Here is a 15180-nt window from a genome sequence, read left to right on the forward strand (position 1 = left end):
TGGTTCGTCCTCCTCGATGAGACCGGTGGCCCGGGCTCATATCACGTTCTGAGCAACTAGCACCATGTTACCGGTCGGTAACTTTTAGTGGTTCGCAGGAACACCATAGCTGGTCGGAGTTTGTATTCCGGCCTCCCCTACCACACCTCCGGGGTGAGGGAACCGTTGGTCGAATCGCTACCGACCCTTCAACCTGGGTAAGCCTGGGTTAGCCTGCCTTCCAATGAGCGCATTCGTTGGCGATCCGGATCACGCCCTACCCCTGACCGGCGAGCGGACCATCCCCGGCCTGGCCGAGGAGAACTACTGGTTTCGCCGACATGAGGTGGTGTATCAGCGATTGGCCGGGCGGTGCGTCGATCGCGAGGTCCTCGAGGCCGGCTGCGGCGAGGGCTACGGAGCCGATCTGATCGCCGATGTGGCCCGCCGAGTCGTGGCACTGGATTACGACGAGGCGACCGTGGCACACGTGCGGGCCCGCTACCCCCGGGTCGACATCCGGCACGGCAACCTCGCCGAGCTGCCGCTGGCCGACGAGTCGGTGGACGTCGTGGTGAACTTCCAGGTGATCGAGCACCTCTGGGACCAGGGTCAATTCGTCTCCGAATGCTTCCGAGTGCTGCGGCCCGGCGGCGTGTTCCTGGTCTCCACCCCCAACCGCATCACCTTCTCCCCCGGACGCGACACCCCGCTCAACCCGTTCCACACCCGCGAACTCAACGGCGCCGAGTTGACCGAGCTACTACAGGACGCCGGATTCACGGTCGAGTCGATGCTCGGGGTCTTTCACGGCGCCGGACTCGCCGAGCTCGACGCCCGGCACGGTGGCTCGATCATCGAGGCGCAGGTACAGCGCGCGGTGGCCGACGCGGAGTGGCCCGAGCAACTGCTCGCCGACGTCGCGGCGGTGAGCATCGACGATTTCGACCTGACCTCCGCCGACGAGCGCAACATTGACGACAGCCTCGATCTGGTGGCGATCGCGGTGCGGCCGTGACGTCGAATCCCGAATCCGAGCCGGTACCCCGGCCCAATGTCGCCGGCGACCCGGCTCCCCGATCCAATGTCGCCGGCGACCCGGCTCCCCGATCCAATGTCGCCGGCGACCCGGCTCCGGGCCTATTCACGCTCGTCCTCCACACCCACCTCCCCTGGCTGGCCCATCACGGACGGTGGCCGGTCGGCGAGGAGTGGCTCTACCAGTCCTGGGCGGCGGCATACCTGCCGTTGATGCGGGTGCTGCGCGGCCTGGCCGCCGAGGACCGCAGCCACCTGCTCACCCTCGGTATGACGCCGGTGGTCACCGCCCAGCTCGATGACCCTTACTGCCTCACCGGGATGCATCACTGGCTGTCCAACTGGCAGCTGCGCGCCCAGGAGGCGACGACGCTGCGCGAACCAGAGGGTTTGCGGCAGTTCGGGATTCGCGAGTACGCCGAGGCCGGCGCGGCCATCGAGGAATTCACCACCCATTGGCGGCACGGCGCCAGCGGACTGTTGCGCCAACTGATCGACGCCGAGACCATCGAACTGCTCGGCGGCCCGCTCTCGCACCCGTTCCAGCCGCTGCTCAACCCGCGGCTGCGCGAGTTCGCGCTACGCGAAGGCCTGGCCGACGCGCAGCAGCGCTTCGGGCACACCCCCGCCGGCATCTGGGCTCCGGAGTGTGCGTACGCGCCCGGCATGGAAACCGGTTACGCCGCAGCCGGTGTCGGCCATTTCATGGTGGACGGTCCGTCCCTGCACGGCGACACCGCGTTGGGCCGGCCCGTCGGCGAGTCCGACGTGGTGGCGTTCGGCCGCGACCTGCAGGTCAGCTACCGGGTGTGGTCGCCCAAGTCGGGGTATCCCGGTCACGCCGCCTACCGCGATTTCCACACCTACGACCACACCACGGGCCTCAAGCCCTCCCGGGTGACCGGTCGCAACGTCCCGTCCGAGGAGAAGGCGCCCTACGATCCGCAGCGCGCCGACCGGGCGATCGACGAGCACGTCGCCGACTTCGTCGGGGTGGTCCGCCGCCGCCTGATCAGCGAGAGCGAACGGCTCGGCCAGCCGACACACGTGGTGGCCGCGTTCGACACAGAGTTGTTCGGACACTGGTGGTACGAGGGTCCGGAGTGGCTGGGCCGGGTACTGCGGGCCCTGCCCGAGGCCGGCGTCCGGGTGGGCACCCTCGCCGACGCCAAGGCCCAGGGTTTCGTCGGCGCTCCGGTCGAATTGCCGCCCAGCTCTTGGGGTTCGGGCAAGAACTGGCAGGTCTGGAACGGCGAGAAGGTGGCCGATCTGGTGCGACTAAACAGCGAGGTGGTCGACGGCGCCCTGAGCACCGTCGACAAGGCGCTCACCCAGCACGCCGCGGTCGGTGCACCCACCGCGCGTGACCGGGTGGCCGATCAGATCCTGCGGGAGACCCTGTTGACGGTCTCCAGCGACTGGCCGTTCATGGTGAGCAAGGATTCAGCGGCCGAGTACGCGCGCTACCGCGCTCACCTGCACGCCCACGCGACCCGCGAGATCTCGGACGCTCTGGCCTCGGGTCGTCGCGACCATGCCGAGCGCCTCGCCGACGGCTGGAACAAGGCCGACGGCCTGTTCGGCGCCCTCGACGCCCGGCGTCTGCCAAAATGACCACCAGCTCGAGCGTGCGTGTCTGCCGCTCGACACCCCGCCAAACCTCAGCATTGTGCGCACGCTCGCACCGGCACGAAGGCACGCAGTCATGAAGATCCTGATGGTGTCATGGGAATACCCGCCCGTCGTCGTCGGCGGTCTGGGCCGGCATGTGCACCACCTGGCCACCGCGCTGGCCGAAGCCGGTCACGAGGTCGTGGTGCTCAGCCGCAGGCCCACCGACACCGACCCGAGCACCCACCCGTCGACCGACGAGCTCAGTGAGGGCGTGCGGGTGGTCGCCGCCGCACAGGACCCGCACGAGTTCGAGTTCGGTACGGACATGATGGCCTGGACCCTCGCCATGGGGCATGCGATGGTGCGCACCGGCCTTGCCGTCAAAGACTATTCGGGCGACCGCTGGGTACCCGACCTCGTGCACGCCCACGACTGGCTGGTCGCCCATCCCGCCATCGCTCTGGCCGAATATTTCGATGTACCACTGGTTTCCACGATCCACGCCACCGAGGCCGGCCGGCACTCCGGGTGGGTATCCGGGCCGATCAGCCGCCAGGTGCACGCGGTGGAATCCTGGCTCGTGCGCGAATCCGATTCGCTGATCACATGTTCGGCGTCGATGAGCGACGAGATCTCCGAGCTGTTCGGACCCGAGCTGTCCGAGATCCGGGTTATCCGCAACGGGATCGACGCCGACCTCTGGCCGTTTGCGCCCCGCCGCCCCCGTCAGGGTCCACCCGAGCTGCTCTACCTCGGCCGCCTGGAATACGAGAAGGGTGTGCACGACGCGATTGCCGCCCTCCCCCGCATCCGCCGCGCACATCCGGGCACCACACTGACCATCGCCGGTGACGGCACCCAGCAGCAGTGGCTCGTGGAGCAGGCCCGAAAGCACAAGGTGCTCAAGGCGACCCGCTTCGTCGGACGGCTCGGCCACGAGGAATTGCTGCAGGCCCTGCAGGCGGCCGACGCCGCCGTGCTGCCCAGCCACTACGAGCCGTTCGGCATCGTGGCGCTGGAGGCCGCGGCCACCGGCACCCCGCTGGTGACCTCCAACGTCGGCGGGCTGGGCGAAGCGGTGATCGACGGCCAGACCGGAATGTCCTTCGCGCCACGGGATGTGGTGGGGTTGGCCGCAGCGGTCCGCGCGGTACTCGACGATCCCGAGGCCGCGCAGCACCGGGCGATAGCCGCACGCGAGCGGCTCAGCGCCGACTTCGACTGGCACACCGTGGCCGCCGAGACCAGCCAGGTCTATCTGGCCGCCAAACGCGCCGAACGCGAACCGCATCCGCGTCGGCCGATCGTCGAGCACGCGCTCCCCGACCGCTGATTCGACCGGCATCGAATCAATCCGCACCTAGCGTGCGGATATGGCACCACAAAGATCTGCCGTCCCCACGCTGATCGCGGCGTATCTCGGGCTGTTCATCGGCCTGGTCGACGCCAACGCAGTCAACCTGGCGCTGCCCGCCATCGGCGGTGACCTGGGCGGCGGGATGACCGGCGCGCAATGGACCATCGACGCCTACAACGTGACATTCGCGGCGTTCCTGCTCACCGCGGGCTCCCTCGGTGACCGGTTCAGCCGGCGCCGCATGCTCCGCATCGGACTGATCACCTTCGCCACAGCCTCGGCGGCCTGCGCGCTGGCTCCGTCACTGACCTGGCTCGTGGTGGCGCGGGCGGCACAGGGAGCCGGTGCGGCCATGATGCTGCCGCAGGGCCTGGCCATCGCCGCCGCGGCGTTTCCGGACTCACGCGGCCGGGCCCGCGCCACCGCGGCGTGGGCGATGGCCGCGGCGAGCAGCACCGCGCTGGGTCCACTGCTGGGCGGAGCACTGGCCGAAACCGTAGGTTGGCGCTGGATCTTCTGGGTCAACGTGCCGGTCTGTGCGCTGGCGTTGGCCGCCAGTGTCACGCATCTGCCCGATTCCCATGATCCGAACGCCGCGCGCATCGATCTGTCGGGCCAGCTCCTGGCCGTGGTGGCGCTCGGGGCGGCAACTCTGGTCCTGGTCGAGGGGCATGACTGGCGCTGGCCGCAGACGGTCGCGGTCGCCGCGATCGCCCTGGCCGCGGTCGGCGGGTTCCTGGCCACCCAGCGGCGCAACCCACACCCGATGCTCCCGCTGGATCTGTTCGCCGGCCGCCGACTGGTGGGCGCCCTGCTGGCGACCTTCACCATGACGTTCGGCATCTACGGGCTGCTGCTGGTAAACAGCTTTGCCTTCCAACAACTCTGCGGCTTCAGTGCGTTGGAGACCGCAGCGTGGTTCCTGCCGATGGCGCTCGTCTACCTGGCGCTGATACCCGCGGTCAACGCACTGGTCCGCCGCACCGGCCCACGTCTTCCGATGGCGGCCGGACTGGTGTTGATGGCGACGGGTTCACTGCTGTACGCCGCAGCGGGGCCGCACGCCGCGATCGGATGGCTGGAACTGTCCTTCGTGCTGGCCGGTGCCGGGCTGGCCCTCAACACCGGCCCGGCGGTGACACTGGCCATGGCCGCGATCCCGGTGCGGCGGGCAGGTCTGGCCGCGGGCGTGGTGAATCTGTCCCGGCTGCTGGGTATCACTGTCGGTGTCGCGGTGTTGGGTAGTGCCATGACCGTCGTCGGCGGCGCCGCGGGTGTGCGCACCGCGCTGTTGCTCGGTGCGCTGTTCCAGTTGGTCGGTGCGGTGCTGGCCCTGCGGCTGACGCGGCACACACCGGCGCCCACGGTCGCCATCGGGAAGGAGTCCTGCCATGCGTGAGGCGCAGGAGTTGGCCGGAGCAACCGAGGTGGACATCGCCGCGGTGGCCGCGCTACTGGCCGACCCGGCCCGCTGCAAGGTGCTGCTCGCGCTCGACGACGGCCGTGCCCTTCCGGCCGGTGTGCTGGCCGAGGAAGCCGGCATCAGCCGTCCCACGGCCAGCAGTCATCTCGCGAAGTTGACCGACGCCGGCCTGCTTACCGTTCGCACCCAGGGGCGGCATCGGTATTACCGGTTGGCCGGTCCCGAGGTCGGCGCGCTCATCGAGCAGCTCGGCCGGCTGGCGCCGGCCCGTCCGGTCACCTCGCTGCGGGAAGGGACCCGCGCGGCCCGGCTACGCTCGGCCCGCACCTGTTACGACCACATCGCCGGCCGGCTCGGTGTGCAACTCATGGGCAGTCTGTTGGAGCGGGGCGTGCTCACCGGAGGGGACGGGTGGTTTCACCCCGGTGGCACCGACCGGTTGAGCAGTCCCGGCCACGACGTGGATTACCAGCTCACCGATGGCGGCCGTGACCTGTTGCGGCAGATGGGCGTCGAAATTCCTACCGGCCCAAGGCCATTGGTGCGTTATTGCGTCGATTGGACTGAACAACGTCACCATGTCGCCGGCGGGCTGGGCTGCGCGCTTCTGGATCATTTCCTGGCCGCGGACTGGCTGCGTCGCACACCGCGTCACCGCGCACTCACCGTGACCGGTCCCGGCCGCGCTGCCCTGAGCAAACAATTCGACATCGACTGGACGGGTTGACGCACGCGTTCGAGAATCGCGGAACCCCTGTCGGTCGCGGTGTCCACCAAGCACAATCGAGCCGTGACCCCCACCCGGAGACACCTACGCAAGGCTTGCGCTGCACTCGTCGGTGCAGCTCTCTCACTCGGTCTGGCGGCGCCGGCAGCCGGCGAACCCAGCGGCGCCACCCCCAGCCTGCCCGCCTTCGCGCCCCATCCCTCGGACTGGGCGCCGAACTACACGGTGTTCCCGTACAACCTGTGGCAGGTCCGCGTCACTCCCGAGCAGATCGACGCCCAGCGCGAGTCCTGCCAGTGGTTCAACGCCCAGTACGGCACTTTGATGACGCAGATCGTGGGTTTCCAGAATTTCCTGGGCGGGCAGCACGATTATTGGACCGCGCCCGGTGTGCAGGCTGCCGGCGACGCCGTGAGGGCCAACGTCGACCAGTCGGCGGCTTTCCTGGATCCCCGCGCCCACACCCTGTACATCACCAATTACCCAGACCAGAGCCAGTATTCACCGCTGTACAACGGTGACTCGATCTATCACCTGTGGTACCAGCTGACCCAGATCAGCGACAAGATCGCCAAGCAGCAGCCGTCCGGCGTCATCAACGCCAACGTCGCCACGGCCAATGTCTACGGGAACGTGATCCGCGACTCCGGGGTGTGCAACGGGGCGTGAGCCGCCTCAGTTGCTGTTGGCGGCCTTCTTACGCTCGATGTCGGCCAGTGCGGCGGCGAGTTCGGCACGCTCGGCGGCCGACGTCTCCCAGTCCAGCTTGCGGTTCTTGACCACCTTGGCCGGGGCACCCACCGCAATCGAGTAATCCGGGATCTCACCCTTGACCACCGCGTGGGCACCCAGCACGCATCCGCGACCCACCGAGGTGTTGCGCAGGATGGTGACCTTGGCGGCGATCCAGGTGTCCGGTCCGATGCGCACCGGGCCCTTGATGATGCCCTGGTCCTTGATCGGCATGTCGATGTTGTCCATCTTGTGGTCGAAGTCGCACACGTAGCACCAGTCGGCCATCAGCGCGGAGTCGCCGAGCTCGATGTCGAGGTAGGTGTTGATCACGTTGTCGCGGCCCAGCACGACTTTGTCGCCGATACGCAGCGAACCTTCGTGGCAGCGGATCGTGTTCTTGTCGCCGATGTGGACCCAGCGACCGATCTCCATCTGCGCGAGTTCGGGGGTGCACTGGATCTCCACACCCTTGCCGAGGAACACCATGCCGCGGGTGATGATGTGCGGGTTGGCCAGCTTGAACTTCAGCAGCCGCCAGTACCGCACCAGGTACCACGGCGTGTAAGCGCGGTTGTCGATGACCCATTTCAGCGACGCTTTCGTCAGGAAATCGGCCTGGCGCGGATCACGTAGCCGGGAGCCCCGCCAGCGTTTGTGAATTGGGGCGCCCCACATCGTCGTCATGGCCGGACAGCCTACTTGAGCACTTCCGACGGCTTCCGGGTCCTGCGCCGCTACGCAGTCGCGTTACCCTCACCTGGGTCACAATTACGAGCGCCCTGCGTGTTCGGCGACGAAAGGACATCGTGTTCCGGCGATACCTTGCACTGGCGGTCGCGGTGCTGCTCACGGGCCTGCTCGCCGGTTGCGAGAACACCGATTCATGGGTGGACGCAAAGGCCGCACAGGGGTGGTCAGCGCAGTACGGAGACGCCGCCAACAGCAGCTACATCCGATCTCGTGGTCCCGAAGCGCTCCGGCTCGAGTGGAGCCGGTCCGTCAAGGGTGAGCTGGCGGCCCAGGTGGCGCTGAGTTCGGATGGCCGCCTGGCCGTGAACGCGCAGACCGCCGGTGGTTGTTCGTTGATGGTGTGGGAGGCCGACAACAACGCCCGCCAGCGCTGGTGTACGCGACTGGTCCTCGGCGGTGGCTGGTCCAGTCCCCTGTTCGACGGGTTCGACAACGTCTACGTCGGCCAGCCCGGCACCATCTTGTCCTTCCCTCCTACCCAGTGGATCCGCTGGCGCCAGCCGGTGATCGGCATGCCGACCACGCCCAGGCTTCTCGATGACGGCCAGCTGCTGGTGGTCACCCATCTGGGTCAGGTGCTGGTGTTCGACGGGCATCGCGGCACGGTCGAGGGCACGCCGCTGGACCTGGTCTCCGGGGTGGACCCGACTGATTCGCAGCGCGGTCTCGGCGATTGCCAACCGGCCCGGTCCCGCTGCCCGGTGGCGGCCGCACCGGCGTTCTCGCATGAGGCCGGCCTCGTGGTGCTCAGTGTGTGGCAGCCCGGCGCCGAGGCGCCCGTACTGATGGGTTTGCGCTACCACCCCGGCGAGAAGACATTGCTGACGCAGGAATGGACGAGCACCGCCGTGGACCGCGGGCCGCTGGCCAGCCCGGTGCTGTCGGCCGACGGCTCGACGGTGTACGTCAACGGCCGTGACCAGAAGCTGTGGGCGCTCAACTCCGCCGACGGCTCCGCCAAATGGTCGGTGCCGCTGAGCTATCTGGCGCAGACCCCGCCTTCGGTGTCACCGGACGGACTGATCGTTGCCGGCGGCGGGCCGGAGGCCAAGCTGACCGCGGTGCGCGACGCCGGCGATCACGGCGAGGTGGCCTGGATCCGTGACGACGTCGTTCCGCTGACCACGTCGAGCCGCGCGGACGGGGTGGGTTACACGGTCGCCCGGGAGGGCGGACACGGCCAGACGCTGTTGGTCTTCGATACCGGCGACGGGCACACCCTCAACAGTTATCCCGTGCCCGAGGCCACGGGCTGGCCGGTCGGCGTGTCGATCGGGCATGACCACCGGATCGTCACCGCCACCAGTGATGGTCAGGTGTACGGGTTCGCGCCGGCCTGATCGGCGCTCAGGCCAGCAGCGCCGCCACCGCTGAGCGCGGGACGTTGGCCTGGCTGGCGCCGGCGGCCTCGGGCAGCAGTTCGCCCTGGCCGAAGAAGAAGATCACCGAGTCATCGGTGATCGCGAAGTTCTGATAGTGCGCGGGGTCCAGGCCGACGGCCGGCGTGATGGCCTGTTCGACGCCGGACTGCTTCTGCAGTTCGCGCTGCACGATCGGGAAGATGACGTCCAGCGGTTTGGATCCCGGCTTGAACAAGGTGTCGAAGGTGATCGGCGCCCGAGTGGCCACGTTGTAGTTGAACGTCTTGTACCAGGTCTGTGGGTGGGCGCCGCCGACATTCTGATAGACCTCGAACACCAGGCTCTGGGTGTGCGGTGGGGTCCCCGAGCTGTACGCGGTGCCCTTGGCGTCCAGGACGTAGGGCTGATCGCGTGAGCCGGGCATGCCCGAGACGTTGACGAAACCGTCACGGGTCTGGATCAGGTATCCGGCGACGGCCTGTTGATCGGGATAGTCGACCGGGAACGTGTAATCCAGTGTGTAGGTGGCGTTGGCGGTGTGCACCTGACAGGTCTGGTCACCGTCGACGGTGCCGCCGAGGTCGGCACAGGCCGACTGCGCAGCCGCCACGGGCATGCCGAGCCAGCCGAGCAGCGCACCGGCCGCCAGCAGCGCTGTCACATGGGAAATTCGCATCGTCAGTCGTCCTCGCAGGCGATCAACTCACACCGGTGGATCCACCGGCGTGTTTCGTTCAGGGTACGTGCCAGTTATCGAGACGGGCGACAAATGAATGCCGTTGCCCGACTGGCCGCTCCGGAGCCGAGGCGGGCGATCACCACCGCCAGGCGCTCGGTGCCACGCAACCGCATCCGCTTCCGGAGCACGTCGGGGTCGATGTCCACCCCGCGGATCAGGATTTCCAGCGCTCCTACCGACCGTGCCGCCAGTGCGGACCGGAGCCGACGTTCCTGGAATTGCAGCTGTTCCAGGACCTCGAAACCTCGTACCCCGGCGGGCAACTCGTCACCGGACAGGTAGGCGATGTCGGGGTCGAGCTGCCACAGGCCGTGCCGGGCCGCGTAGTGGCGCACCAACCCCGCGCGCACGACCGCACCGTCGGGGTCGACGATCCAGCGGCCCGCCTCGGCGACGGGACAGTCGTCCGGTTGGGCGTCGGTGAGTTCCTCACCGGTCTCGAGCATGCTGGCCCGCCTCCGCACCCCGGGCGCGGTCAGCCCGGGTGACCACAGGCAGGCCTCCCGTACGCTGCCGCCCACCGAGGTCACCTCGATCTCCCCGGTGAAGCCCATCTTGGTGAGCTCGTCGAAATCAATTCCCGGAGCGCACTTCACCACCAGGTCCCGGCCGGCGTAAACGTCCAGGACCGCATCGAGCGCCGGGGTGTAGGCCCGCGGGTCGAAACGGCGCCGTCCGCCGGCGCGGCGGGCCGGGTCGATGATCACCACCGTGTCGTGGGTGACGGGCACCAGCGCGTCGGCGCGGCAGAGGTCGACGCCTTCGGCGTTGTGCGCGGCCATCGCCAACCGCACCGGATCGAGGTCGCTTCCGAGCAGCTGCGCTGCGCAATCACGCAGTGCCACAAGCTCACTGCCGATCGAACAGGTGGCGTCATGAACCCGGGCACCGGTCAGCCTTCGGGCCCGGTGGACGGCCACGGGTGCGGCCGTGGCCTGTTGCAGTGCTTCGTCGGTGAACAACCACCGGTCCGGGTCGGTGAACTTGACCTGCGCACGCCTGCGCAGCTGCACGGTTTCCACGAGCACCGCCGCGTGGTCACCGAACTGCGCTCGGACAGAGGCGATGTCACTGACCAGGCTGGCTCCGGTGAGGCGGCGCTCGGCCACCTCACCCAGGGCCTGCTCCCCCGCCTCCGAGCGCAGATATGCGACGGCTCCGATATCAAACAGCGGGCGGCCTCAATCTACTGTCGGCTTAACCCCGGTGACCATCACGTTGTAGAACCAGCCCTTGGGCACCACGCGGCGCCAGATGTTGGAGTCGACCCAGCTCAGCGTGGTCCAGCTGTTGAACGCGAACTTGGCCCAGCCCCAGCCCAGACGCCCCGGCGGCACCGCGGCCTCGAAGGTGCGGACCGGCCAGCCGAGCATCGCCGCGGTGAATTCCTCGCTGGCGGTACGAACTTCGACAGCGCCGGCGTTCGAGGCCATCCGCTCCAGATCGGCCGGGTCGAACGTGTGCAGGTCGACGACTGCTTCCAACGCCGCGGCGCGGGAGGAGTCGTCAAGTTCGGCCTGCGGGCGCCGCCATTCGCTCAGCCACGGCAGCTTGGTCAGGTTGGTGGTGGCGTGCCAGGTCAAGGTCGACAGCTCACGCGCGTACTTGTTGCCGACCGTGGTGGGCTCACCGGCGAACACGAAACGGCCGCCGGGCTTGAGCACCCGGACCACCTCGCGCAGCGAGAGTTCGACATCAGGGATGTGATGCAGCACGGCGTGCCCGACCACCAGGTCGAAGGTGTTGTCCTCGTACGGGATGCCCTCGGCGTCGGCGACGCGCCCGTCGATGTCCAGGCCGAGTGACTGACCGTTGCGGGTCGCGACCTTGACCATGCCCGGGGACAGGTCGGTGACCGAACCGCGGCGCGCCACCCCGGACTGGACCAGGTTGAGCAGGAAGAACCCGGTACCGCAGCCGAGCTCGAGGGCCCGGTCATACGGCAGCTCACGCTGCTCGGCCTCGGGCACGATGGCATCGAAACGGCCGCGGGCATAGTCGATACACCGCTGGTCGTAGGAGATCGACCACTTCTCGTCGTAGGTTTCGGCTTCCCAGTCGTGGTAGAGCACCTGCGCGAGCTTGCTGTCGTGCATCGCGGCTTCGACCTGCTCGGCCGTGGCGTGCGGGTTAGGAGTCGGCATGCCGGCAATATCGGCGTCGGTGCCGGAATCCTTGATGTCAGTCATGCAGGGCAGCCTAACTGCCCGGGTCGAGTCGGCGTCAGGGCCGGTCCACCACTTTGTCGACGGCGGCCTTGGCCGCAGCCAACACGTCCACGGGATGGTCCACGAATCGCCGCGCCCAGGCCAACGCCTCGTCATAGACGTGGTCGGGTGCCACCATCTGGTCGATCAACCCGAGCTCCAGCGCCTCCTCGGCACCGACGAAACGTCCGCTGAAAACCAGCTCTTTGGCCTTGCTGGCGCCGATCGTCTGGGCCAGCCGTGCCCCGCCCCCGGCGCGGGGCGCCAGTCCGGCCAGGATCTCGGTCGCTCCGAACTTGACGTTGTCGCCGCTCACGCGCCAGTCCGCAGCCATCGCCAGGGTCATCCCGCTGCCCAATGCATAACCGGTGATCGCTGCCACGGTGGGTTTGGGGATGGCGGCCACAGCCTCGACGCACTGGCGCAGCGCCGTGTCCGCGGCAGCCGCCTCGGCCGCGTTCAGCGTGCGCAGCTCGGGTACGTCGTCGCCGGCGCAGAAGATCTCGTGACCGCCGAACAGGATCACCACGGAGATGTCGGTGCGCTCACCCAGCTCGTGGGCGGCCGCAACGATCTCGCGGTACATCTGCCGGGTCAGGGCGTTGGTCGGGGGCCGCGACAACATCAGGGTTCCGACGCCGTCCTGCTCCGGCGTCACCCCGGCGATCACGCTGACGAACTCGTTCACCGACTTGCGTCTCCGGCAGTCGCCCCGCCCCGGCCGAGCGGCGCCCGGTGGTTCCTGGCGGCGTTGTAGCGACCGCTGTCGAAGAACTCGATCTGCCAGCTGCCCTCACCGAGGGACAGGTTGGGTTCGATGGGGGCGATCTTGCGCTCACTGGCCAGCACGTCGGCGACGGACCGGCCGGCCAGCGAATTCAGCTGGGTCCAGGTCGGTGGCAGCAGGAACGAGTTGCCCTGCTCGAAGTCGTCGAGGCCGGCCTGCGGAGTGCTCCAGAAGGCCCGGTCGGTTTCGGTGTTCTCCCCGTCGGCCCGCTGCCCCTCGGGCAGTGCACCGACGAAGAAGAAGGTGTCGTAGCGGCGGGTGCGCTCCTCTTTCGGGGTGACCCAGTTGTCCCACGGCCGCAGCAGGTCGGCTCGCAGCACGAGCTTCTCGTCGCGCAGGAAGTCGGCGAAGGACAGCGAGTGGTTGGCCAGGGCGGCGCGTGCATCGCCGTAGACGGAGGCATCGCTGACGATCCCGTCCGGGTCGTTGGAGGGCCCGGCGAACAGGACCCCGGACTCCTCGAAGGTCTCGCGGGCCGCGGCGCACACCAGTGCCTCGGCCAGCCCGGTGTCAACCCCGAGCCGTTGTGCCCACCAGTCCGGTTCGGGTCCGAACCAGGCGATGTCGGCATTGCGGTCGCGGTCGTCGACTCCCCCGCCGGGGAACACCATCACGCCGGCCACGAACTCCATCGCCGCGTGCCTGCGCATCATGAAGACTTCGATCGATTCGGCGGCGTCGCGGACCAGCATCACCGTGGCCGCCGGACGCGGCACCAGTGGGTCGGTCGTTGTGCTCATTCTCGCCTCCTATGAGCCGCCCGGCTCCTGGTTCGCCGGGCGAAGTAACGCCCGTCGATCACGTCCAGTGCGATCGACTGGCCGAACGCCTTGGACAGGTTCTCAGCAGTCAACACCTCGGTCAGCAGACCCGAGGCAACCGCCTTGCCTTCCGAGAGGATCAGCGCGTGGCTGAAACCGACCGGAATCTCCTCGACATGATGGGTGACCAGCACCATGGCCGGCGCATCGGGGTCGGCGGCCAGGTCGGTCAACCGGGCTACCAGCTCTTCACGGCCGCCGAGATCGAGGCCGGCCGCGGGCTCGTCGAGGAGCAGTAGTTCGGGGTCGGTCATCAGCGACCGGGCGATCAGGACCCGTTTGCGTTCGCCTTCGGACAGCGTTCCGTAGGTCCGCTCGGCGAGGTGTTCGGCACCGACGCTTTCCAGCATGTCGACGGCCTGGGCATAGTCGATGTCCTCGTAGTTCTCGCGCCAGCGGCCCAGCACGGCGTAGCCGGCCGACACCACCAGGTCACGCACGACCTCGTCGTCGGGGATCCGCTGGGACAACGCCGAGCTGCTGAGTCCGACGCGAGCGCGCAGATCGGACATGTCGGTTCGGCCAAGGCGTTCCCCGAGCACGTACGCGGTGCCCGACGAGGGGTATTCGGTGGCTGCCGCGATTCGCAGCAGCGAGGTCTTGCCTGCACCGTTGGGGCCGATCACCACCCAGCGTTCGTCGAGTTCGACGGTCCACGTGATCGGCCCGACGAGCGTGTTGCCGCCTCGCCGCAGGCTCACCCTGGCGAAGTCGATCAACAGGTCGGGGTCGGTTCCGTCTCCGTCATCGGTGATTGTCGAGTCGGTGCGTTCCCCTGCGGCCACTCGCTCATCGTAGTGACCGGCTCCCGATCCGCTCGGGCACGTCCGCCGCTGAAATCGTGGAACAACAGTGACCGTGGTGTCAGCCGCAGGAACAGCTGTACGAGCGGCCCGATCCCGAAGGCATAGACGAGGGTGCCGATCCCGACGGTGCCGCCCATCAGCGCGCCCACGGCCAGTACGGTCGCCTCAATCCCGGTGCGCACCAGCCGCACCGACAATCCGGTGCGGGCGACCAGCCCGGTCATCAGACCGTCTCGGGGTCCGGGGCCGAGGCCGGCGCCGATATAGAGCACGGTGCTGATGGCGTTGAGCACCACGGCACCGATCATCATGGCGATGCGCACCGGCAACGCCGACGGTGCCGGAAGTACCGCGAGGGCGGCATCGACGGTGAGCGCGATGACGATGACGTTGGCGACGGTCCCGATTCCGGGCCGGTTGCGCAGCGGGATCCAGGCCAGCAGGACCACCACACCGACGACGGCGGAGGCCATGCCGAGCGACAGTGGCGTGTGCCGGGTGATTCCCTGGTGGAAGACGTCCCACGGATCGAGTCCGAGCCCGGCGCGCACCATCACGGCCATCGACACGCCGTAGCCGCACAGTCCGATCAGGAGCAGCGCACCGCGGGTGAACGCCGTCCTCATGCGTGGTCAGGGAATCGGACGCGGATCGCGTCGAGCTCACTACGCACCCGGCGGGCGTCCACATCGCGGTCCCCGGCGTAGTTGTCGGGATCGTGCAGACGGCGCAGATTCTCTGCCAATCGGGAAATCCAGTTCCGTGCCATGCAGCCATGATCTCGGCGATGTGGCTTGTCCATCAATAGCCAGTTAGACCATACTGGCCTCATTATG

Annotated in this window: 16 protein-coding genes; 7 read left to right on the forward strand and 9 right to left on the reverse strand. The window is 68.1% G+C overall.

Features of this window, described 5'->3' with window-relative positions:
- Positions 1–223 precede the first annotated feature (223 nt).
- The 6 genes from AC4ELH_RS01430 (at position 224) to AC4ELH_RS01455 (ending at position 6807) form a co-directional block, all read left to right on the forward strand.
- Entirely contained in the window at positions 224–997 is a 774-nt protein-coding gene (locus AC4ELH_RS01430) for a class I SAM-dependent methyltransferase (RefSeq protein ID WP_448446940.1), read from the forward strand.
- Positions 994–2631: a 1,4-alpha-glucan branching protein domain-containing protein gene (locus AC4ELH_RS01435; RefSeq protein WP_498883026.1), complete on the forward strand. Its 1638-nt coding sequence runs from the start codon at positions 994–996 to the stop codon at positions 2629–2631. The genes AC4ELH_RS01430 and AC4ELH_RS01435 overlap by 4 nt, the downstream gene beginning before the upstream one ends.
- Before the next feature lie 91 nt (positions 2632–2722).
- Positions 2723–3964 carry a glycosyltransferase family 4 protein gene (locus AC4ELH_RS01440; RefSeq protein ID WP_064881965.1) on the forward strand — a complete coding sequence of 414 codons (1242 nt, stop codon included), beginning with the start codon at positions 2723–2725 and terminating at the stop codon, positions 3962–3964.
- Positions 3965–4004: 40 nt separating this feature from the next.
- The gene (locus AC4ELH_RS01445; protein ID WP_498883027.1) at positions 4005–5387 is read left to right on the forward strand and encodes an MFS transporter; all 1383 of its coding nucleotides are present in this window, start codon (positions 4005–4007) and stop codon (positions 5385–5387) included.
- A complete protein-coding gene (locus AC4ELH_RS01450; protein WP_498883028.1) occupies positions 5380–6138 on the forward strand; it encodes an ArsR/SmtB family transcription factor in 759 nt (252 codons plus the stop codon). Before AC4ELH_RS01445 ends, AC4ELH_RS01450 begins: the two co-directional genes overlap by 8 nt.
- A 63-nt stretch (positions 6139–6201) precedes the next feature.
- Positions 6202–6807: a hypothetical protein gene (locus tag AC4ELH_RS01455; RefSeq protein WP_064881995.1), complete on the forward strand. Its 606-nt coding sequence runs from the start codon at positions 6202–6204 to the stop codon at positions 6805–6807.
- Between the two features lie 6 nt (positions 6808–6813).
- Here the strand turns inward: AC4ELH_RS01455 and AC4ELH_RS01460 are convergent, their stop codons facing one another.
- On the reverse strand, positions 6814–7557 hold the full coding sequence (locus AC4ELH_RS01460) for an acyltransferase (RefSeq protein WP_029111445.1): 744 nt from the start codon (positions 7555–7557) through the stop codon (positions 6814–6816).
- Positions 7558–7679: 122 nt separating this feature from the next.
- Between AC4ELH_RS01460 and AC4ELH_RS01465 the strand changes: the two genes are divergently transcribed.
- Positions 7680–8963, forward strand: coding sequence for an outer membrane protein assembly factor BamB family protein (locus AC4ELH_RS01465; RefSeq protein ID WP_498883029.1), 1284 nt, complete (start codon positions 7680–7682; stop codon positions 8961–8963).
- A gap of 7 nt (positions 8964–8970) precedes the next feature.
- Here the strand turns inward: AC4ELH_RS01465 and AC4ELH_RS01470 are convergent, their stop codons facing one another.
- The 8 genes from AC4ELH_RS01470 to AC4ELH_RS01505 form a co-directional block, all read right to left on the reverse strand.
- A complete protein-coding gene (locus tag AC4ELH_RS01470; RefSeq protein WP_498883030.1) occupies positions 8971–9660 on the reverse strand; it encodes an esterase in 690 nt (229 codons plus the stop codon).
- A 74-nt stretch (positions 9661–9734) separates the two neighbouring features.
- Positions 9735–10895, reverse strand: coding sequence for a THUMP-like domain-containing protein (locus AC4ELH_RS01475; RefSeq protein WP_498883066.1), 1161 nt, complete (start codon positions 10893–10895; stop codon positions 9735–9737).
- A 9-nt stretch (positions 10896–10904) separates the two neighbouring features.
- Positions 10905–11867, reverse strand: a complete 963-nt coding sequence (locus AC4ELH_RS01480) for a class I SAM-dependent methyltransferase (RefSeq protein ID WP_498883067.1) — start codon at positions 11865–11867, stop codon at positions 10905–10907.
- A gap of 79 nt (positions 11868–11946) precedes the next feature.
- Complete coding sequence (locus AC4ELH_RS01485) at positions 11947–12618, reverse strand: enoyl-CoA hydratase (RefSeq protein WP_055112667.1); 672 nt, start codon at positions 12616–12618, stop codon at positions 11947–11949.
- Positions 12615–13457, reverse strand: coding sequence for an NUDIX hydrolase (locus AC4ELH_RS01490; RefSeq protein ID WP_448446953.1), 843 nt, complete (start codon positions 13455–13457; stop codon positions 12615–12617). Before AC4ELH_RS01490 ends, AC4ELH_RS01485 begins: the two co-directional genes overlap by 4 nt.
- Positions 13454–14323, reverse strand: a complete 870-nt coding sequence (locus AC4ELH_RS01495) for an ABC transporter ATP-binding protein (RefSeq protein ID WP_174554321.1) — start codon at positions 14321–14323, stop codon at positions 13454–13456. Before AC4ELH_RS01495 ends, AC4ELH_RS01490 begins: the two co-directional genes overlap by 4 nt.
- On the reverse strand, positions 14254–14970 hold the full coding sequence (gene yczE / locus AC4ELH_RS01500; protein WP_448446955.1) for a membrane protein YczE: 717 nt from the start codon (positions 14968–14970) through the stop codon (positions 14254–14256). Before yczE ends, AC4ELH_RS01495 begins: the two co-directional genes overlap by 70 nt.
- Positions 14967–15113, reverse strand: a complete 147-nt coding sequence (locus tag AC4ELH_RS01505) for a hypothetical protein (RefSeq protein WP_165609220.1) — start codon at positions 15111–15113, stop codon at positions 14967–14969. The genes yczE and AC4ELH_RS01505 overlap by 4 nt, the downstream gene beginning before the upstream one ends.
- Positions 15114–15180: the final 67 nt, after the last annotated feature.

Source organism: Mycobacterium shunyiense (assembly GCF_058270075.1).

Bases quoted from the DNA above. Each gene is read 5' to 3' on its own strand.
- AC4ELH_RS01430 (WP_448446940.1), top strand. From the start codon at position 224: ATGAGCGCATTCGTTGGCGATCCGGATCACGCCCTACCCCTGACCGGC.
- AC4ELH_RS01440 (WP_064881965.1), top strand. From the start codon at position 2,723: ATGAAGATCCTGATGGTGTCATGGGAATACCCGCCCGTCGTCGTCGGC.
- AC4ELH_RS01445 (WP_498883027.1), top strand. From the start codon at position 4,005: ATGGCACCACAAAGATCTGCCGTCCCCACGCTGATCGCGGCGTATCTC.
- AC4ELH_RS01450 (WP_498883028.1), top strand. From the start codon at position 5,380: ATGCGTGAGGCGCAGGAGTTGGCCGGAGCAACCGAGGTGGACATCGCC.
- AC4ELH_RS01460 (WP_029111445.1), bottom strand. From the start codon at position 7,557: ATGACGACGATGTGGGGCGCCCCAATTCACAAACGCTGGCGGGGCTCC.
- AC4ELH_RS01470 (WP_498883030.1), bottom strand. From the start codon at position 9,660: ATGCGAATTTCCCATGTGACAGCGCTGCTGGCGGCCGGTGCGCTGCTC.
- AC4ELH_RS01480 (WP_498883067.1), bottom strand. From the start codon at position 11,867: ATGCCGACTCCTAACCCGCACGCCACGGCCGAGCAGGTCGAAGCCGCG.
- AC4ELH_RS01490 (WP_448446953.1), bottom strand. From the start codon at position 13,457: ATGAGCACAACGACCGACCCACTGGTGCCGCGTCCGGCGGCCACGGTG.
- yczE (WP_448446955.1), bottom strand. From the start codon at position 14,970: ATGAGGACGGCGTTCACCCGCGGTGCGCTGCTCCTGATCGGACTGTGC.
- AC4ELH_RS01505 (WP_165609220.1), bottom strand. From the start codon at position 15,113: ATGGCACGGAACTGGATTTCCCGATTGGCAGAGAATCTGCGCCGTCTG.